This is a genomic window from Halostagnicola bangensis (genome assembly GCF_054653435.1).
The window spans coordinates 2383728-2401652 of record NZ_BAAIGG010000002.1 but is presented as its reverse complement, the minus strand read 5'-3'; the positions used below and the strand labels follow the sequence as shown (position 1 = coordinate 2401652).

Here is a 17925-nt window from a genome sequence, read left to right as displayed (position 1 = left end):
GATCGGCCGACTCGAGGATTCCCCATCCAACAAGTACACAACGGCGGACCGACTGAGCTTCGATAATGGACGTTCGGACGCTCGCGTCGTACCGGTTAACCAAGCCCGAACTCGCGGTGTTCGTGGCAGGTATCGCGAGCATGGGTCTCGAGATTTTGGCGGGACGAGTCATCGCACCCCAGTTCGGCAGTAGCATCTACACCTGGGGGAGTATCATCACCATCTGTCTGGCCGCGTTGAGTCTGGGATACTGGCAAGGCGGTAAGCGAGCCGAAACCGCGACCACCCGCGAGATGTCCTGGATTCTCCTCGGAACGGCCATCTACATCGCTATCGTGATCTACGCGAGCGATCTGCTCTTGCTCTACACGTCGACGATGCCCCTTGGCGCGCGGTACGCGTCGATTCCGGCCGTCATCGCCCTGTTCGGACCGCCGACGTACCTGCTGGGATTCATCAGTCCCTACGGGGCAGAGCTCTGTAATAAGGAAGGGGTCGGCGAGGCGTCCGGTCACGTCTACGCCGTCGGCACCATCGGGAGTATTCTCGGCAGTGCCCTCACGACGTTCGTCCTGATCCCCGAACTGAGCGTCGAACGGATCGGTCTGCTGTTTGGCTTCCTGCTGGTCGCGACCGCCCTGGCGCTTACGCTCCCCGACTTCTCTCGAAACTCCGCCGGCGCGGCGGTCGTCGTCTCGCTCTTGCTCGTCGGCGCCGCGGTCGGAAGCGCGAGCGCCTTCGACCCGAGAGGCGATGTGATCTACCAGACTCACACCGGCGAACAGGAACTCGAGGTGATCGACGACGGCGACACGCGAACCATGTACCTCGACGGAGCCAGACACAGCGCGATGGACATGGAGAACCCGGATCGGCATGTCTTCGAGTACACGACCTACTTCAACCTTCCGCTGTTGATGAACGACGGGCCCGACGAGATGGACGATGTCCTATTTATCGGCGGCGGGGGCTACACCGGCCCACAGGAGTTCGAAGAGGAGTACGACGTCAACGTCGACGTGGTCGAACTCGACGGGGACGTGACCGACGCCGCCGAGGAGTACTTCGGCCTCGAGCACGGCGAGAACCTGACCACCTACGAGGACGACGGTCGACAGTACCTCGCCGAGATGGACGACTCGCACGACGGCTACGATCTGATCGTCCTCGACGCCTACAAGAAAGATCAGGTCCCGTTCCAGCTTACGACAGTCGAGTTCATGGAACTCATCTCCGATCGACTCGCCGACGACGGTATCCTCACCGCGAACGTCGTCTCCGCGCCGACCGGGTCGGCCGCGGAGTTCTACCACGCCCAGTACGAGACGATCGATCGGGTCTTTCCGGACGTCTACAGTTTCCGAACGTCCGATCTGAACTCCGTCCAGAACGTCCAGGTCGTCGCGACCAAGGAGGAGACTGACTTCAGCCAGGCCGAACTCGAGGAGCGAAACGACCAACGCGATCTGGCCGTGGACCTCGAAGGGGCACTGGATAACTACATGGACGAGCCCGATACCGACGGCGCGCCGTTGTTAGAGGACGACTACGCGCCCGTCGACAGGCTCCTCGATCCGATGATGGGACAACGATACGTAATCGAAGAGTCAGACGATCCGCACGAATCGGAAGCCACAGCCTCGAGTTCGGCGATGGCCCCGATAGCACACCCATAGCCCACGGAGAGAATAGTCATACTGTCGGCTGTAACTGTGTAAAATTCTCGCCCCCGAGGCGACGGGGATCTTGAACGACTTACAGCCGACAGTATCAACCTCGAGTCGCATCCAAATCCGTTCGAATCCAACAACGCGAAACCGTTCGGAGGGGGACTCCAAACAGCGTACAATCGGGTACTCGATCACCCGAATCTCGATCGGTTCCAAATCATGTAGTGGTCAGTCTTACCTTCCCGACACGCGAACAGTAGGTGTGACGAATTTGAACCCGTCTCAGTCACCCACGGTCTTGCTCGTCGAGGACAACCCGGGAGACGTTCGACTGACACGGGAGGCGTTCAAAAGTTCGGCGTTCGACGCCGTGATAGACAGCGTTGCGGACGGAGACGAAACACTGGCGTATCTGACTGACTGCGGCGATTCGCAACCGTACCCACAACTGTTGTTACTCGACTTGAACCTCCCGAGAACCGACGGTTTCGACGTTCTCAAGGAACTCAGAGATAACGGCGAACACCCGAAGTTTCCGGTCCTCGTGCTCACGAGCTCCAAAGCCGAGGAGGACATCCTCAAGAGCTACGAACTCTCTGCAAACGCCTACCTCACCAAACCGGGGAGTCCCGACGAATTCGTAGAGATGGTCGAAACGATCGAATCCTTCTGGTTCGACGAGGTACAGCTTCCGCCATCGGTTTCGTAGCGTCCCAAAGCGTATCCGCTGTTCTATCGCTCAGGCCCAGTGACGTCACTCGTCGGTTCGTCTGGATCGAGAGACCCGCCGGCGTCCCGAGCGGTCTCGAGAAGGACCTCCACCGATGGGGACTCGAGCAGGTGACCGAGACAGTCACAATCCGACGCGCCGAATCTCGGAACTCGCTCGCCGGGAAGGGTTCGGGCGAGTGCACATTCGCTGTCTTCGCCGGGAAAGAAAACGGCCCGCTCGAGGCTTGTTTCGGAACAGCCGAGAAGGTAATCGATATGCCAGTGGCGAGTTTCGCGGTCCCCTCGAGCGAGTTCGGCGTGACGGTCGACGCGAGCGAACCCGCCGGGTCCAAACGCCGTGCCGACATAGGCGTACACACCGGCTTCGAACTCGATCGATCCCAGCGCGCCGACCTCGAGCGTCGTCGCTCGCTCGAGGTCGATTACGAGGACGTACGTTCCGGTCATGCTCACTACCCGGTCTGGGATCGCCGCGAGAAAAATGGCGTCGGTTTCGCTGTTCTCGAGAGCCGAACCGGACGGTGCTTCCGCCTTCCAGGTCTCCGCCAGTCGGGATCAGCCTCCCAAATCGGATCTCTTTCGGAATCAGTCGCATCGGTCCTCGTATCCCCGTTCTCGGTCCGGATCATCGACGTGTCGCCGGGTGCCCGTATCGTCATCGCGTAGATTCGCGCGCTCGTCGGCGAAACCCTGTAGATCCCCTTCTTCTCGTCGACTCTGATCGCGATTTCCGCCGCGTTCGGGACCTCGTCCATCCCGGTCTCGGCCCCGTTTTTCATCTCGGCGTCAGTTTTCATCTCGGCCCTGCCCCTGACCGCGGTTCCGGCCTTGTTCCTGTCGTCGTCCTCGCTCCTGTCCCCGCCGTTGGTCACCGGCCTGTCGATCACCCGCTTTGCGTTGCTGTCCCCGAGCGCTCCAGCGCTCGTCCGGCTGTCGAGGAGAGTTCTCCTCGGGTCGCCCGTCGACCCGCTGGTTGTCGCTCGAGTCCCCGTCGCTCGTCCGTCGGTAATCGTATCTGTCGTTCATAGCTCTGTCAGGCCTCCGTTAGCGCGGTTCGAATCGAATGCCGCAGCCGTTGGAATATCGATGTTTCTCGCGCCGGCAGGGTTGGTCAGTCTGGAGAATAAAACCCGCTCGCGCTTCCACGAGTGCACTCGAGGCCGCGCGAGTGAATGCGACGGTTCTCCGGAGAACCGCGAGATTTCTCCGCGGAACGATCAGTCGGGCAATCGCGTGCAAGCCGGAAAATCGCATTCAAATCGAAGATAGCGCCGCTTCGCCCCCGCGTACCACGGAACGGTAACAGCCGATTAGTCGGGCGAATCCATCCGCTGTGCGCCGGTTCTGTGGTCGGCGAGCGAGTGCGTCTCGGCCGGCGGATCGACCGCGAACAGGCCGCGGTGTTTGGCGTACCCGGTCGTGATCCACTCCGTGCGAACTCGCGCCGTCGTGAGCTTTCGAACACCGAGCTGGGTGAAGCGAGTATCAGACGCGACGTGGCCGGTCATCCGAAGATCAACGATGCCGTCGAACAGGTACTCGTCGGCGACGGCAGCGCCCTCATCTCCCGCAGTCGTTCCGCCCGCAACGATCGGAACGTATCGAGCCTTGCAGACAGTCGCCCGAATATCTTTGAGGAAGTTGTGAATCAGTTGCTCCTGGATCAGCGTCTCGATCTCGTCGATCGAATCGATCGTGACCAGGCCGGTCTTGGACATCTCCATCGCTCCGAGGGTCCGAGTCAGGCTGTTCGCGACTTCGCGGACGTCGCTCGGGTCCCGAATTTCGACGATCGCATCCGACGCGACCTCGCCGAGAAACGCCGTCCACTCCGTCCGCGTGTCGAGAAACGAATCCCGATCCTCAAGCCGATGTGTGAACGCGTCGATGATCCGCAGCCGGTCGTTCTCGAGCGCGGGGATAACGTTCCAGCCGCTCTCGAAGAACCGCTCGAGGATCGCCGTCGGCGGGTTGGCGTAGGTGAGCGCGACGGCGGGTTCGTTTCGCTTGAGTGCACGCCAGACGAGTTCGGTGAGGAGCTCTTCGCGACGAGCGCCCTCGTCGCCCGAAAGGAGGACGAACGAGTCAGTCGGCAGTCCGTCCAGAAGGAGCGCATCGAGTGGCTCGACCCCGGTGACGACTCGTTTGTAGCCGGCGGGATCGGGAATCGATCCGCCGTCTTCGCTCGCCTCGAGACAGGACAAGGAACAGAACGTCACCGCTGCATCGTCCGACTGGTGTGGATCCTGTGGAATCGGATAGCCGCAGTGATCACACTGCCGTCCGATACCGTCGTGCTCGCGTCGAGGATGGGATGGCATAGGAGTCTGCTCTACGAGCGGCGAAAAAGAACCCCCGTACGGTTCGGTGGAGCGTCGAGAAAGTGGGCCTGGACGGGAAGTCCCGCAACCTCACGGGTCGTCGGTGCCGGGATCATCAACCGGGGAAAGGCCGGTCGCCATCAGGCGTCGCGCGATCGCCACGAGGCCGTTATCGAAACCGCGGCCGAAGACGGCCTGCTCGTGTTCGCGAGCGTTCTCGGACGTTCCGTGGAACGTACTCACCAGAATCGAACTCTGGTCCACCAGGAGTAACCGACTGATTTCCGTGTCATCGCTGACCCAATAAGAGTCGCTGAGCCACCCGAGACCCGAGATGAAGACCTCGGACTCGGGGAGGTCGTCCTGTACTCGTTCGCGGACCGTCTCGTCGGTCGTCCCGATAATGACAGCCACACCGCGTTGTTGTGCCGCCTGGAGCTGAGAAACGAGCTGGTCGGTGAAAATGGCTTCGTCGCCGAGGACGAAGATCAGTTCTTCGTCGGCCTTGTCGATCAACTGTTGTGTCCGGCTCGAGATCCCGGTCGATCCCGAGAGTGCCCACACCTCGTGGGTGACGTCTGTTTCCATGTCGGGAGACACCGAGTCGATCGCCTCGAGAGAGTCCCGAAGCGAGTCTGTCCGTGACTCGTATTTCTGTTGGAGCGTGTCGGCCGCCTCGCCGACTGAAACGGCGCGAAATCGTTGCGGGTTCGAGTGTTGGATCTCGACTAATCCGGCCGATTCCAGCACTCGAACAGCATCGTAGACGCGCGTTCGAGGAACGTCTGAGACCTCGCTGATCTCCTTTGCGGTCCCCTGTCGGAGACGGGTCAGTGCGACGAATGCTTTCGCCTCGTACTCCTGAAGCCCGAGCTGTTGAAGCAGTTCGACTGCCTCTTCCTGATTCGATAACTTATCCATGGGTCCCAACCCTGCTACCAGTAGCCCAGTAGCTGACTACCGCTTGACCCTCCACGTGAAAACACCTTCCGTTTGGTACCCTCTTGCAGGGAATTCCCGCTTTCGGTACTGGTTTCTCGCGAACTCGCTCGAGGAGCACCCGTTCGAACGATTCGCGGAGGAGATAGGTATTAACTCAGATAATCACAACAAGAATATACGGGATGACTGTGAAAGGGTAACCGGTACACAGCCCCAGACTGGGTCCCAACCACGCTGTCGCTGTGTACCGAACTCCCCATTAGGGAGGTTTCTGAACCGGAATACCCACCTACCGATCATGTCCCACGACACGTCGGACGAGCCACGGACTCTCGCTACGAAGCAACTCAAAGCGTTCGGGCTGAGTACCTACGCTGCCCGGACGTTCGTCGCCCTCGTCGGTCTCGGCGGCGGAACGACCCAGAACGTAAGCGACGCCTCCGAAGTTCCTCGAACGCGCGTCTACGATGCGGCCGACGAGTTACACGATCGTGGGCTCATCGATGTGTAACACTCGAGTCCCAAGCGTTTCGTCGCGATTTCTGCAGAAACCATCGGCCGGCGATTGCACCAGAACTACGCTCACCGGGCAAACGCGCTGACGGACGCCCTCAACGACCTCGAGCCGAAAAGCCGGACGACGGAACAACACGGCGTCTGGACCGTTACGAACCGTGAACCGATCACCGAGAGGGTCATAACCTTCATCGAGGGAGCGACAGAGGAAATCGTCTACATGACCGTCGCGAATCTCCTCACCGAAGCAATTATCGACGCCCTGCAAGCCGCTACCGAGCGCGGTGTCACGATTTGGCTCGCAGGAATGTCACCAGCCGCAACGGAGAAGATTCGACAGGGGGTCCCCGACGCCAAACTGTTCGATTCGTTGTGGGACTGGTTGGACGTACCCGCCGGACGCCTGTTAATGGCCGATCAAGAGAAGACGCTGGCGAGCGTCCTCGTGGCCGATGAGGGTGAAGATGGACCGGAGCCTTGCGACGAAACGGCGATATGAGGGGCGGGAGAAACGAACAGTCTGGTGATTGTACTCAAGGCGATGTTTACGTGGCAACTAGACGGAAACCGGAGCTGATACCGCCGACGCACGTTGTCACTCACATAATCACAAAACTACTTTCCGCATCGGTTCCGTATCCCTCGATACGATGACGCACCCTAAGATCGAAGCGTCATCGGTACTACCACAGTATATTTCAACGATGACCTCCGATGACGCTCCCACTGAACCGGGAACTGACGACCTGATTCGATACGAGTGGACTGAGCCGGGCCGACCCAGTACAGCGGTGATCGAAGCGATCGCTGCGGTAACGGACTCCGAACCGGTAGCGATGCCGTCCATATACGATTTTATCGATCTCGAGGCGCTGGACACAATCATAGCGAACCAGTCAACCGGAAGAACCGACACGATCAGCGTCTCATTTCAGTACGACGACATTGATGTGACGGTCGATAGCGACGGCAGCATCGAAATCCGGCCACCGAGGGCCGATTAGGAGTGAGCCGTCGGCTCCGGAATGAAACTACCACTACTCTAAGTGTGTCGAAATGTACTCGAGGAGAGCCTCGACGCGGTCGTGAGACCGATATCGAACGGTCCCATCGTATCGGTCGTATTCGATGACTCCCGCGTCAGCTAGCTTCGGGAGATGGTTGTGGTGAAGTTCGGCTTTATCGCTCGTGTTATCTTCCGAGTTCCGTGACAGCGGGGTGTTCGTTGCGGATTTCGGCGACGGACCGGTCCGTTGAATCGCGACAGCGGCGGTGAGTTCGTCGATTGGGACGACCATGTCACCAGTTTCACGGAGCTGGTGAAGGATCGTTCGCCGCCGTGGGTGGGCGACTAATTGAAGTATTGTTTCGGTCGAAATCGTCTGTGTATTGGCATCCATAGATAGTCCCACCATGTTCAGACGGAACGTCCGATCGCAAGAACATGAATGAGCAGCTTGACCTCCGTCGCGGAAATCAATGGCGTTAACTCGAATCCTCACACCCCGTTTGCGAAGTTGGTTCACTACCGTTTTCCCGATGACCGTCCTTGAGGCGGTATGGAACACGCATTCGTAATCGGCGGCACCCGATTTATCGGCCGCCACCTCGTCGAGGAACTGCTCGCACACGAGTACGACGTGACGATTTTCACCCGTGGGAACCACGAGAACCCGTTCGCAGAGGACGATCGGGTGTCCCACTTCGAGGGCGACCGGACGAACGATTCGGCGCTCGAGGTGGCCGCCGAGAACGCCGATCCCGACGCCGTCTTCGACTGCATCGCCTACCACCCGAAGGACGTCCGAGCGGCGACGAGGCTCTTCGACGACGTCGAGGCCTACGTCTACGTCTCGAGCGGGGCGGCCTACGAAAGCGAAGAGATTCCGAAACGAGAGGGCGTGACGGCCCTCGAGTCCTGTCCGACCGAACAGGAGACCGACGACTCGAGCGAGAGCTACGGGAACCGGAAAGCCGAGGGCGATCGTGCGGTGTTCGCGGCGGCCGACCGCGGCGTCAACGCGATGGCGGTCCGACCGAGCATCGTCTACGGCCCCCACGATTACACCGAGCGACTGGACTTCTGGATCGACCGGGTGAACGAGCACGACCGAGTCCTCGTTCCCGGTGACGGAACGAACGTCTGGCACCGGGCCTACGTCGAAGACGTCGCCAGCGCGCTCCGAATCGTCGCCGAGCGCGGCGACCCGGGCGAAGCGTACAACGTCGGGGATCGACGACTCGTCACGCTCGAGGAATCGATCGAACTGATCGCGGATGCACTCGAGACGTCGGTCGAGGTCGTCACCGCGGGACCGCGCGAACTTGCGGCGGGCGAACTCGAGCCCGAGGAGTACCTCTTCTATCGAGAGTACCCACACATCCTTTCGACGGCGAAACTCGCCGAACTGGGCTGGGAGTCGACCCCGCTCGAGGAGGCGATCGACCAGTCGGTCGCCGACCACCTCGAAAGCGACCGCGACGGAACGGAGCACGATCCCGGGCGTGAAAGAGAAGAGCGCGTTCTCGGCGTGCTCGAGACGATGTGACTGGGAGGGGAACGGACCTCTAAACGACCGATCTGTGGCTTTAAGAGATACATAACGGACAGAGAGTACGTAAAAGGTGTCCCGAAGTGGAACGACGAGTGGAATTTTCCCGTCAACGGCACCGATTAACCATTGGTGATTTCCTAACGCAACAAATATAATGTAGTTGATCTATTTAGCTATCGTTCGCACACATCGAAAGCTATCGATCTGTTATATTTGAGTGGTCGATTTTACAAACAGACCAAATTCCTCTCCGGAATCGGTGTTTTTCGGGTTTTAGCTAATTCGCCGAACACCCTGGGTAGTCGATACGACAAAGCTTATTAGCGTATTTCGAAGTGTGCCGTACATGGTAACTCCGCTCCATCGGGCGGTCAACATTTATCGCGACGACGGCATAACGACGCTTTCGGCGAAAACGGTCCGGAGCCTACGAAGACGCGCGACGCTTGCATACTGGCGACTTCGAGGATCGCGAACGTTCGAATTCGGCGACACGGCGGCGACGTTCGACACTCGAGGCCGTGCCGCACGCTCGCTCCAGATATTCGATAGCGGAGAACGTAAAATGGTTCGAGACCTGCTCTCGGAGGTCGAGTCAGAGGACGTCCTCTGGGATATCGGCGCGCACATCGGCTTTCACTCGAGTCTCGCCGGACAGCGCGCGGACCGCGTCGAAGCGTTCGAACCCACGCCGGACACTGCGGGGCAGGCTCGAACGCACCTCGAGCGAAACGGCGTCGACTCGACCGTCCACGAGTACGCGCTGTGGGACGCCGACGAACAGCTCACATTGGACCACGAAAGCGCCGCGACCAGCGGGAACGGCTCGGTGACGGTTCCCGCCTATCGGGGCGATAGCCTCGCCGATGACGGGTTTCCACAGCCGAACGTCGTAAAGATCGATGTCGAGGGAGCCGAACCGCGCGTCGTCGATGGAATGGCCGATACGCTCCGCGACGAGCGCTGTCGAACGGTTTACTGCGAAGTACACCGACCGGCCGTCGGCGACACCGAGGCCGATACCCGCCCGTCGATCGAGGACCACGGGTCGTCGGTTTCGGCGTTTCTGGAGTCGATTCGAGACCTCGGCTTTTCGGTCCAGACGATCGAGGATCGAGGACTCGACATTCACATCAAAGCCACCCAGTCCTGATCGAGCGACGAAGCCGCTCGAGGCGGGGGTCAGATCGACGGGTTAGATCGCTCGAGGCGACAGAGCCATCCGTTCGGTGAGAAATCGAACGGGGGAACGATACGTCACGACGAGAACGCCTTTATATCGCGGCCGCCCTCCACAGAGATATGTTCGATAAGTCGACGTGGATCCGCTTGCCACGAAACGTCGTCGTGGGCAAGGGCGTTCGCTCGCAGTTCCTCGAGGTTGTCGAGGACCTCCACCTCCAGGGACGACCGCTGTTCGTCACGAGTCCGACACCTCGAGAGGTCGCGGCCGATCCGATCGCGGCCGACTTCGAGGCGGCCGGAATCGACCCGGCGATCGTAACCATCGAGCGGGCGACGTTCGAAGCCGTCGAGGAAGTCATCGAGACCGCCGAGACCGAGGACGTCTCCTACCTCGTCGGCATCGGCGGCGGGAAAGCGATCGATATCGCGAAGATGGCTAGCCACCACCTGAACATGGGCTTTTGTTCGGTTCCGACGGCGGCGAGCCACGACGGCATCGTCAGCAATCGCGGCTCGGTTCCGGACGGCGACACGCGCCACAGCGTCGCCGCGGAGCCGCCGCTTGCGGTCGTCGCGGACACCGAAATACTCGCGAACGCGCCGTGGGAACTCACGACCGCCGGCTGCGCGGACATCATCTCGAACTACACCGCCGTGATGGACTGGCGACTCGCCCACCGGCTCAAGGACGTCGAATACTCCGGCTTCGCCGCCGCACTCGCGGAGATGACCGCCGAAATTCTGGTCGACAACGCCGATCACGTCCGTCCCGGACTCGAGGAGTCGTCCTGGATCGTCACCAAGGCGCTGGTCTCCTCGGGCGTCGCGATGTCCATCGCGGGCTCCTCGAGACCCGCCAGCGGTGCCGAGCACCTCTTTTCCCACCAGCTCGACCGGCTCGCGCCCGAGGCGGCGCTGCATGGCCATCAGGTCGGCGTCGGCTCGATCATGACCGCCTACCTCCACGATGGCGAACGCGGCATCTGGCAGGACATCAGGAACGCCCTCGACAGCATCGACGCGCCGACGACCGCCGACGAACTCGGTATCGACGACGAGACGGTCATCGAATCGCTGACGACGTGTCACGCGATCCGCGATCGGTATACGATTCTGGGCGACGGGATGAACGAACGAGCCGCTCGAGAGGTTGCGAGAAAGACCGGCGTCATCTCCTAATTGTTCGCTCGCTCGAGCGGGTAAAGCAGTGAGAATTGATTGGCGACTACGAAGAACGCGCAAATTGGATTTTTCGAGAAGGATGTCAACAGCGTCCTGCTAGAGATATACTGGAGTTAAACGCGAACCCGGTGCGTACCGCTAACGGAGAGATATACCGCCCCGAACCCGCCGACCACGAGGTGCGTCCAGTAGGTCGTCAGCCGGTAGAGGATGGCCGCGGCGGTCGCCACATCTCCCGAAACGCCCGCCGTCGCAATGAGGAGACTCGCGAGCACGACTTCGATACCGCCCGTTCCGCCGGGAACGGGGAGAATCCCGCCGAAGGAGGCCAACGGCGCACAGACGAACACCAGCGCCAGGGAGACGTCGACGCCGAGGGCGAGCAAGGCGAAGTAAAGCGGTAAGGCGTTGACGATCCAGCCGACGATCGCGATCGAAAACGCGGCGACGAGCGTTCGACGAGAGGCCTGAATCCGCTCGAGTGCCGTAAAAAAGCCCTCGACGCGATCGGTGAGGACGCCCTGCTCAGCCGGCACTCGAGGGAGTTTTTTGATGAGGGTTTCACACCGCGAAGCGCCTTCGTACACCAGCGTTTTCGCCCAGCCGCGGTTGACGGCGACGATGAGTGCACCGGCAACGATCGCACCGCCGCTCCCGAGGATGAGGACGTTCGTAAACACCTCTTCCGTCGACCCGCCCGTCGTCACGAACACCGCAAAGCCCAGAACCACGACGAGGAGGCTGGCGACGAAGTTGAACACCTCGGCGGTGGCCACCACCGCGAGGTTATCCTCGAACTTCGAGTCGGAGTTCGCCGCCAGTAGATAGGCCGTGATCGGCGTCCCGGTCGAACGGCCCCAGGGTAGCGCGCTCCGGGCGAAATACCCCGACAGGAACGCGGTGACGAACGAGACGCCTCGAGCGCCGTCTCCGATCGGGACGAGCAGTCGTTTGACGACCAATCCACGGAGCGCGAGCATTCCGACTCCGGCGGCGAGCGCCGCGATGAGTGTGGCCGGATGAGCTTGTTGAACGTTCTCGAGGACATTCTCCCAGCCGACGCCGTAAATGAGAAGCCCAACGAGCGCTATCGCGACACCGAGTCCGCCGGCCGCGCGTCGCCAGCGCATACGACTCTTTCGGGAACACGGACGGTTAACTATCGTGCATCGGCGACGTTCTCCGATTGTTGTCGATTAAACATGTTCGTCGAGGAAGTCGGCGATTTCGGCGTAGGCTTCGATGCGGTTGTCGAGTTTCGAGAACCCGTGGCCCTCGTCGGCGAATATCAGCTTCCGAACGGGAACGCCCTGCTCTCGGGCCATTTCGACGATTTGCTCGGCTTCGCCGACCGGAACGCGAGGGTCGTTCTCGCCGTGGAGGACGAACAGGGGAGCCTCGAGCGACGAAACGTTATTGATCGGTGATATTTCCTCGAGGAACTCGCGATCCTCGGCGAGCGAGCCGTACTCGGCCTCCCGGAGTTCGCGACGCCAGTCGCCGGTGTTCTCGAGGAAGGTGACGAAGTTGGCGATGCCGACCACGTCGATACCCGCAGCCCAGAGGTCCGGGTACTCGGTGAGCGAGGCCAACACCATGAAGCCGCCGTAGGAGCCACCCTTGCACGCGATTCTGTCGGGGTCGATCGCGGGATGATCCCGGAGCCACTCGACGCAGGCGCGGATATCCGCAACCGAGTCCATGCGCTTTTCGACGTCGTCGAGGCTCGCGTACTCGCTTCCGTAGCCTGAGGAGCCCCGCACGTTCGGTTCGAAGTAGGCGTAGCCCCGATTCAGGAAGTACTGCTTGACGCTCGAGAACGAGGGTCGACGCTGACTCTCGGGACCGCCGTGGATATCGACGATGACGGGCGTTTCTCCGTTCTCGGTCGTCTCGGGAAGGGTGAGGAAGCCGGGTACCTCGAGACCGTCGGGCGGCGTTTCCCCGTCGACGCCGAAGCTCTCGACGTGTTCGACGCTCGACTCGCGGAAGCTTTCGCGGGGGATACCCGCCGTCGGTGCCGCGGTCCACTGCTCGGTCTCGCCGGTTTCGACCTCGACCACGAAGACGTTCGTGTTGATCGTATCGCCCGAGGTCGAGAGGGCGAATCGGTCGGCGTCGGGCCCGAAGCTCACGCCGCCAGCGATTCCGCCCGGAAGGTCCGGTTCCGGGAACGTCTCGAAGACGGTCGGCTCCGCGGCGTCGAACTCGCCGACGGTAAGATCGGTATAGCCCTCGACGTTCCGCGAGTAGACGAACCGTCCCGTCTCGTCGTCTACGGCGATTCCGTCGACGTTCCACCCGCCGCCGTCGGCGACGGTCTCGAGCGTTTTCGTCTCGAGATCCAGATACGCCAGCTCGAGCGTGTCGGAATCCCTGTCAGTAACCAGGTAGAGTCCCGGACTCTCGTCGGCTCCGTCGGGAATCGAGGCCCAACTCGCGCTCTGGTACCGAACGTCGCCCTCGTGGGGCGTGAGGTGCTCGAGCTCGACCGATTTCGGATCGATGGACTCGAGGTCGTCGGTATCGTCTGTGGCCGCCTCGAGGTCGAGCACGTAGAGGTCCTGATCGAAGTTCGAGTAGGCCTTCGAGACCAGGAGCTTCGAATCGTCCGGACTCCACCCCGAGAGGGTGAGCCAGCCGTCGCCCTCGGCGACGAGCGTTGCTCCGTCGCCAGTCTCGTCTCGGTTCTGAACGTAGATGTCGAAGACGGATTCGTCTCGGCGATTCGACGTGAACGCGAACCGCTCGCCGTCGTGACTCCAGCCGCCCCAGCGGTGCTTGGACTCGGGTTTCCGTGTCAGGTTCTCGATGACGCCGGTCTCGGCGTCGAGTCGGAACAACTGCGCGCGCTCATCGCCGCCCTCGTCCATCCCGAAGATCAGTTCGAGGCGTTCGGGCGACCACGACGCGAAGCTCACCTGTTCGTCGGTAAACGTTCGCTGTTCGGGCCAGGATACCGGCTCCTCGAGCGTCCAGACCTGCGAAACGCCGGTCGTGTTCATCAGAATGGAGAGGCGCTCGCCCTCGGGACCGAACGACGCGCCGTAGGCGCTGCGGATGTTGAGATAGCGTTCGATATCGTACATCGGGTGCGTAGAACATGTCGGGACAACCCGGTAACCGTTTCCCCTCGATTTCGATCGTGAGTGAAAACCGTTCCGCCTGTAGGTCCGGCCTAGTCTCTGTTCCAGCGGGTGCAACTGTTCTTCCTGGCGGTTAGTCGTCGTCCGTCTGCCGGTCATCGCGGTCTGTCGGTTCTCGTCGAACGGTTGTCCGCGGAGAACTCGTGGCGCCACTGCCCTTCTTGCGTTCTCTCATAGGGTCGGTTGTCCCTGTGTACCGGTTTGTCGCCAGAGCGGGGTGGCGAATGGCCGGAAATGACGGACAACCGACCCTATTACACAAACCGTTCGAATCGAAACGGGGCAACGCCGCGGCGCTGTTCGGTGTGCATAACAAAACGACCGAATCCGGAACGAAACAGGACGATGGCAGACGAGGACGAGTCCACCGGCGAAGAACAGGCCGCGCCAGTCACGACAGTCCTCGTCACGGTGCTGGTCGTCCTCGTCGCGTTCGGGTTGACAATCGCAGTGGTCGGCCCCGAGTTTTTAGATGGCGAAGCGTCCGGCGGCGACGGGGTCCCAGAGTCGATCGGCGTCCTTGACGGGATCTCCGACGGCACGTCGGATACCGACTCCGAAGAGATTCTCGGTGGAGAGACCGAAAGCGACGAGAATTCGTCGGCTGAAGGCGATAACGGATCGACCGACGATGCGGACAACGAATCGGTGGATGGAGCGATCAATGAATCGGTAGACGCTATAGAAAATGAATCCGATAGCGACGTGAACGTGTCGGTGGACGGCGAGGACGGGTCTGACGGCGAGAGCAACGACGAGACCGAGTCAGACGACGACACAAACGAAAGCAGCGACGACGCTAACGAGACGGACGACTCCGAGGAAAGTAGCGAGGCCAATGACGAGACGGACGAATCTGCGGACGACGCTGGCGACGAAACGGACGAGGAGGAATCCGATAACGAGGATGAAAGCGAAGCAGACGAATCGGATAGCAACGATGAATCGGACAGTGACGCCTCGGACGACGACGATAGCGGGCCGTTGGATGGACTCGGCGATTACATCAGCGACACGGTAGAAGATGCAATGCCCGGCGGTGACGAAGACTGAGTCTCTGATTCGACTCAATCGGGCGCTTCGATAACTTAGGTGATTTTTTAATCCGGGGCTACGTCCCGACGGCATATGCACATCGCGTTCGTCTCGTTCGAAACGGTCGATCACCGCGATACCGAGACGAACCAGCGGTTTCAGGCGGTCCTCGAGTTGCTCCGAGACGGCGGTCACGACGTCCACGTCTTCTGTGCCCAGTTCTGGCCCGGCGAGGAGTCGGTCTTCGAACGCGACGGAATTACCTACCACGGCGTGTCGACCGGCCTCGACGCCCAAACGTCGTTTCTGCTTCGGCTCCCGTTCGTCCTCGCCAGGTTCGGGCCCGACATCATCCATGCGAACGCACAGCCGCCGGAACAGGGTATCGCGGCCAACTGGGGCTCGAGACTCGCTCGCGTCCCGCTCGTCGTCGAGTGGTACGGCGACGGCGGCGTCGGCGACGACAGGGTCACCCGGTGGGCAACGAACCAGCCCGACCGGATCGTGGCTCCCTCGGAGCTCGTAGGAACCTGGGTCCGAGAAATCGGAGCCGACAGCGAACAGGTGACGCCGATCCCGAATCAGATCGATACCGAGCGGATACGAGGAGTCGCCCCCGGAGAGCGCGTGGAAGTAGTTTACGCCCGCCGCCTCGACGAGGGAGCGAACCTCGAGAGCCTGTTGCTCGCGCTGGCCGAAATGCGACGCCGAAGCTGGAACGCAGTCGTCATCGGCGACGGCCCCGAGCGCGAGTACTACGAGGGGCTGGCCAGCGATCTTCGGATCGAGGATCGGATCACGTTCGCCGGCGAACTCCCCCGAGAGGACCGAATCGCCGTCTACCGCGGGGCACACGTCTTCGCCCAGACGGCCGAACACTGCGTCTTTCCGACGGAGATGCTCTGGGCGCTCGCCGCGGGCTGTGTCGGCATCGTCGAGTACCACGCGGACTCGAGCGCTCACGAACTCGTCGAGGGCTGGGATCGAGGCTTTCGAACCACCAGCGAGGAAGAACTGACGAACGCTATCGTCAGCGCCGGCGACCTCGAGTACCGCGACTACGACGACCGGTTCGCCGCCTACGACGAGCGTTCGATTCGGGAGCGATATCTCGAGACGTATCGAACGCTTCGAGAAGACGCTGGCATACTGTGAGCAGGGCGTACAGGAGAGCAGTGATCGGGGAAGGGAAGGTGAATCGGGCAGTCGAGGGAAGATTCAGATCGACTGCGCGAGCGACCAACCGATTGCCCCGGCGACGGCGAGAAACAACAGGACGACGGCGTAGACGAGAAGTTGGGAGAAAACGGGCCACAGCAGGACGGCCAGGACGGCGATGATCAAGACAATGATGACGTTGAGGCGATGAACGATCACGTCGTCGGGCATTACTCTGAAAATAATTTTCTTCCAACAAATAGGTTTGGTAACAGCCGTTATCTCCGGAGGAGCGTCCGAACGACTACAGGTCGAATTTCTCGGCGGCGGTCTCCATATCCTTGTCACCTCGCCCCGAGAGATTGACCAGGATCTGCTCGTGATCCGTCTCTTCGGCCAGTTGAATCGCTCGAGCGAGTCCGTGGCTGGACTCGAGGGCCGGGATAATCCCCTCCGTTTCGCTGAGTTCTCTGAACGCGGCCAGCGCCGCGTCGTCGGTGACGCCGCTGTACTCGCACCGACCGACGGCGCGAAACATGGCGTGTTCGGGGCCGACGCCGGGGTAGTCCAGTCCTGCCGAGACGGAGTGGACGTCGACGTCCTCGTCGATGACGCGGGTTTTCATCCCGTGGATAACGTCGTCTTTACCGCTCGAGAGCGGTGCCGCGTGGCGACTTGAGTCCGAACCCTCGCCGCCGCCTTCGGCACCGTAGAACGCGACGTCATCATCGTCTCGGAAGGCGTGAAACAATCCGATCGCGTTCGAACCGCCGCCGACGCAGGCGACCGCGGTGTCAGGCAGTTCGCCCGTCCGATCGAGGAACTGCTCTCGAGCCTCCGTCCCGATGACGCTCTGGAAGTCCCGGACCATCCGCGGGAACGGGTCCGGCCCGACGACGCTCCCGACGAGGTAGTGGGTGTCCTCGACGTTTTCGGCGAAATCCTCGAGCGCGGCGTCGACGGCGTCGGCCAGCCCCTCGCCGCCGCGGGTCACTTCGTTGACCTCGGCACCCATCAATCGCATCCGGAAAACGTTCATCTCCTGTCGTTGGACGTCCTTTTTCCCCATGTAGATCTCCGTCTCGAGGCCGAGCAAGGCACCGACCATCGCCGTCGCGGTGCCGTGCTGGCCCGCGCCCGTCTCAGCGATCAGCCGATCCCGACCCGCTCGTTTCGCGAGTAGCGCCTGGCCGAGCGCGTTGTTGATCTTGTGAGCGCCGCCGTGGAGCAGATCCTCGCGCTTGAGGTAGATTTCGGCTCCGTAGCGCTCGCTCAGGTTTCCGGCGTAATACAGCGGCGTCGGTCGGCCAGCGAACTCCTCGAGCAGATCCCGAAGATCGGCCTGAAACTCGTCGCTGGTCCCGATTTCGTCGTACGCGGTCGCCAGTTGCTCGAGCGGCTCTTGGAGCGGTTCCGGCACGTGTCGACCGCCGTACCCCTCGAAGTTTCCATGAGACATAGTCTGGGTGCAGTTACGCCTTCA

The 17925-nt window shown here is 61.3% G+C and carries 20 protein-coding genes; 10 read left to right on the top strand and 10 right to left on the bottom strand.

Annotated elements, in window-relative coordinates; genetic code table 11:
• Nucleotides 1–65: 65 nt before the first annotated feature.
• Both ACYQ14_RS13670 and ACYQ14_RS13665 read left to right on the top strand, forming a co-directional pair.
• Nucleotides 66–1676, top strand: a complete 1611-nt coding sequence (locus ACYQ14_RS13670) for a spermidine synthase (RefSeq protein ID WP_459888992.1) — start codon at nt 66–68, stop codon at nt 1674–1676.
• Nucleotides 1677–1932: 256 nt separating this feature from the next.
• Entirely contained in the window at nt 1933–2379 is a 447-nt protein-coding gene (locus tag ACYQ14_RS13665) for a response regulator (RefSeq protein ID WP_459888991.1), read from the top strand.
• 23 nt (nt 2380–2402) lie between these two features.
• Here ACYQ14_RS13665 and ACYQ14_RS13660 read toward each other — a convergent pair whose 3' ends face one another.
• The 5 genes from ACYQ14_RS13660 to ACYQ14_RS13640 form a co-directional block, all read right to left on the bottom strand.
• Entirely contained in the window at nt 2403–2849 is a 447-nt protein-coding gene (locus tag ACYQ14_RS13660) for a GIY-YIG nuclease family protein (RefSeq protein WP_459888990.1), read from the bottom strand.
• Nucleotides 2850–2854: 5 nt separating this feature from the next.
• On the bottom strand, nt 2855–3199 hold the full coding sequence (locus ACYQ14_RS13655; protein ID WP_459888989.1) for a hypothetical protein: 345 nt from the start codon (nt 3197–3199) through the stop codon (nt 2855–2857).
• The gene (locus ACYQ14_RS13650) at nt 3189–3428 is read right to left on the bottom strand and encodes a hypothetical protein (RefSeq protein WP_459888988.1); all 240 of its coding nucleotides are present in this window, start codon (nt 3426–3428) and stop codon (nt 3189–3191) included. The genes ACYQ14_RS13655 and ACYQ14_RS13650 overlap by 11 nt, the downstream gene beginning before the upstream one ends.
• Before the next feature lie 284 nt (nt 3429–3712).
• On the bottom strand, nt 3713–4723 hold the full coding sequence (locus ACYQ14_RS13645) for an RAD55 family ATPase (protein ID WP_459888987.1): 1011 nt from the start codon (nt 4721–4723) through the stop codon (nt 3713–3715).
• A gap of 90 nt (nt 4724–4813) precedes the next feature.
• Nucleotides 4814–5644 carry a TrmB family transcriptional regulator gene (locus ACYQ14_RS13640; protein ID WP_459888986.1) on the bottom strand — a complete coding sequence of 277 codons (831 nt, stop codon included), beginning with the start codon at nt 5642–5644 and terminating at the stop codon, nt 4814–4816.
• Between the two features lie 319 nt (nt 5645–5963).
• On the opposite strand from ACYQ14_RS13640, the gene ACYQ14_RS13635 reads away from it, so the two are divergent.
• From ACYQ14_RS13635 to ddfA, 3 genes are all read left to right on the top strand, one after another.
• Complete coding sequence (locus ACYQ14_RS13635; RefSeq protein WP_459888985.1) at nt 5964–6176, top strand: helix-turn-helix domain-containing protein; 213 nt, start codon at nt 5964–5966, stop codon at nt 6174–6176.
• 54 nt (nt 6177–6230) lie between these two features.
• On the top strand, nt 6231–6680 hold the full coding sequence (locus ACYQ14_RS13630; RefSeq protein ID WP_459888984.1) for a TrmB family transcriptional regulator sugar-binding domain-containing protein: 450 nt from the start codon (nt 6231–6233) through the stop codon (nt 6678–6680).
• A gap of 205 nt (nt 6681–6885) precedes the next feature.
• A complete protein-coding gene (gene ddfA, locus ACYQ14_RS13625; RefSeq protein ID WP_459888983.1) occupies nt 6886–7185 on the top strand; it encodes a DdfA family disk-determining factor in 300 nt (99 codons plus the stop codon).
• A gap of 33 nt (nt 7186–7218) precedes the next feature.
• Here the strand turns inward: ddfA and ACYQ14_RS13620 are convergent, their stop codons facing one another.
• Complete coding sequence (locus ACYQ14_RS13620) at nt 7219–7581, bottom strand: ArsR/SmtB family transcription factor (protein ID WP_459888982.1); 363 nt, start codon at nt 7579–7581, stop codon at nt 7219–7221.
• A 159-nt stretch (nt 7582–7740) separates the two neighbouring features.
• Here ACYQ14_RS13620 and ACYQ14_RS13615 point away from each other — a divergent pair, with 159 nt between their 5' ends.
• The 3 genes from ACYQ14_RS13615 to ACYQ14_RS13605 all read left to right on the top strand — a co-directional run bounded on the left by ACYQ14_RS13615 (nt 7741) and on the right by ACYQ14_RS13605 (nt 11100).
• On the top strand, nt 7741–8730 hold the full coding sequence (locus ACYQ14_RS13615) for an NAD-dependent epimerase/dehydratase family protein (RefSeq protein WP_459888981.1): 990 nt from the start codon (nt 7741–7743) through the stop codon (nt 8728–8730).
• Between the two features lie 352 nt (nt 8731–9082).
• Nucleotides 9083–9889 (top strand): FkbM family methyltransferase, encoded by an 807-nt coding sequence (locus tag ACYQ14_RS13610; RefSeq protein WP_459888980.1) that lies wholly within the window; start codon nt 9083–9085, stop codon nt 9887–9889.
• A 149-nt stretch (nt 9890–10038) separates the two neighbouring features.
• Nucleotides 10039–11100 carry an NAD(P)-dependent glycerol-1-phosphate dehydrogenase gene (locus ACYQ14_RS13605; protein ID WP_459888979.1) on the top strand — a complete coding sequence of 354 codons (1062 nt, stop codon included), beginning with the start codon at nt 10039–10041 and terminating at the stop codon, nt 11098–11100.
• A 116-nt stretch (nt 11101–11216) separates the two neighbouring features.
• On the opposite strand, the gene ACYQ14_RS13600 is transcribed toward ACYQ14_RS13605, so the two are convergent.
• Together ACYQ14_RS13600 and ACYQ14_RS13595 are read right to left on the bottom strand one after the other, a co-directional pair.
• Complete coding sequence (locus ACYQ14_RS13600; RefSeq protein WP_459888978.1) at nt 11217–12233, bottom strand: lysylphosphatidylglycerol synthase transmembrane domain-containing protein; 1017 nt, start codon at nt 12231–12233, stop codon at nt 11217–11219.
• A gap of 66 nt (nt 12234–12299) precedes the next feature.
• The gene (locus ACYQ14_RS13595) at nt 12300–14192 is read right to left on the bottom strand and encodes a S9 family peptidase (RefSeq protein WP_459888977.1); all 1893 of its coding nucleotides are present in this window, start codon (nt 14190–14192) and stop codon (nt 12300–12302) included.
• Nucleotides 14193–14594: 402 nt separating this feature from the next.
• Here ACYQ14_RS13595 and ACYQ14_RS13590 point away from each other — a divergent pair, with 402 nt between their 5' ends.
• Together ACYQ14_RS13590 and ACYQ14_RS13585 are read left to right on the top strand one after the other, a co-directional pair.
• Nucleotides 14595–15302, top strand: coding sequence for a hypothetical protein (locus ACYQ14_RS13590; protein ID WP_459888976.1), 708 nt, complete (start codon nt 14595–14597; stop codon nt 15300–15302).
• Between the two features lie 75 nt (nt 15303–15377).
• Nucleotides 15378–16439 carry a glycosyltransferase gene (locus ACYQ14_RS13585; protein WP_459888975.1) on the top strand — a complete coding sequence of 354 codons (1062 nt, stop codon included), beginning with the start codon at nt 15378–15380 and terminating at the stop codon, nt 16437–16439.
• Between the two features lie 63 nt (nt 16440–16502).
• On the opposite strand, the gene ACYQ14_RS13580 is transcribed toward ACYQ14_RS13585, so the two are convergent.
• A complete protein-coding gene (locus ACYQ14_RS13580) occupies nt 16503–16673 on the bottom strand; it encodes a hypothetical protein (RefSeq protein ID WP_459888974.1) in 171 nt (56 codons plus the stop codon).
• A 73-nt stretch (nt 16674–16746) separates the two neighbouring features.
• On the bottom strand, nt 16747–17901 hold the full coding sequence (trpB, locus tag ACYQ14_RS13575; RefSeq protein WP_459888973.1) for a tryptophan synthase subunit beta: 1155 nt from the start codon (nt 17899–17901) through the stop codon (nt 16747–16749).
• Between the last annotated feature and the right edge of the window lie 24 nt (nt 17902–17925).

Bases quoted from the DNA above. Each gene is read 5' to 3' on its own strand.
- ACYQ14_RS13670 (WP_459888992.1), top strand. From the start codon at position 66: ATGGACGTTCGGACGCTCGCGTCGTACCGGTTAACCAAGCCCGAACTC.
- ACYQ14_RS13660 (WP_459888990.1), bottom strand. From the start codon at position 2,849: ATGACCGGAACGTACGTCCTCGTAATCGACCTCGAGCGAGCGACGACG.
- ACYQ14_RS13655 (WP_459888989.1), bottom strand. From the start codon at position 3,199: ATGAAAACTGACGCCGAGATGAAAAACGGGGCCGAGACCGGGATGGAC.
- ACYQ14_RS13650 (WP_459888988.1), bottom strand. From the start codon at position 3,428: ATGAACGACAGATACGATTACCGACGGACGAGCGACGGGGACTCGAGC.
- ACYQ14_RS13645 (WP_459888987.1), bottom strand. From the start codon at position 4,723: ATGCCATCCCATCCTCGACGCGAGCACGACGGTATCGGACGGCAGTGT.
- ACYQ14_RS13640 (WP_459888986.1), bottom strand. From the start codon at position 5,644: ATGGATAAGTTATCGAATCAGGAAGAGGCAGTCGAACTGCTTCAACAG.
- ACYQ14_RS13635 (WP_459888985.1), top strand. From the start codon at position 5,964: ATGTCCCACGACACGTCGGACGAGCCACGGACTCTCGCTACGAAGCAA.
- ddfA (WP_459888983.1), top strand. From the start codon at position 6,886: ATGACCTCCGATGACGCTCCCACTGAACCGGGAACTGACGACCTGATT.
- ACYQ14_RS13620 (WP_459888982.1), bottom strand. From the start codon at position 7,581: ATGGATGCCAATACACAGACGATTTCGACCGAAACAATACTTCAATTA.
- ACYQ14_RS13615 (WP_459888981.1), top strand. From the start codon at position 7,741: ATGGAACACGCATTCGTAATCGGCGGCACCCGATTTATCGGCCGCCAC.
- ACYQ14_RS13610 (WP_459888980.1), top strand. From the start codon at position 9,083: ATGGTAACTCCGCTCCATCGGGCGGTCAACATTTATCGCGACGACGGC.
- ACYQ14_RS13605 (WP_459888979.1), top strand. From the start codon at position 10,039: ATGTTCGATAAGTCGACGTGGATCCGCTTGCCACGAAACGTCGTCGTG.
- ACYQ14_RS13600 (WP_459888978.1), bottom strand. From the start codon at position 12,233: ATGCGCTGGCGACGCGCGGCCGGCGGACTCGGTGTCGCGATAGCGCTC.
- ACYQ14_RS13595 (WP_459888977.1), bottom strand. From the start codon at position 14,192: ATGTACGATATCGAACGCTATCTCAACATCCGCAGCGCCTACGGCGCG.
- ACYQ14_RS13590 (WP_459888976.1), top strand. From the start codon at position 14,595: ATGGCAGACGAGGACGAGTCCACCGGCGAAGAACAGGCCGCGCCAGTC.
- ACYQ14_RS13585 (WP_459888975.1), top strand. From the start codon at position 15,378: ATGCACATCGCGTTCGTCTCGTTCGAAACGGTCGATCACCGCGATACC.
- ACYQ14_RS13580 (WP_459888974.1), bottom strand. From the start codon at position 16,673: ATGCCCGACGACGTGATCGTTCATCGCCTCAACGTCATCATTGTCTTG.
- trpB (WP_459888973.1), bottom strand. From the start codon at position 17,901: ATGTCTCATGGAAACTTCGAGGGGTACGGCGGTCGACACGTGCCGGAA.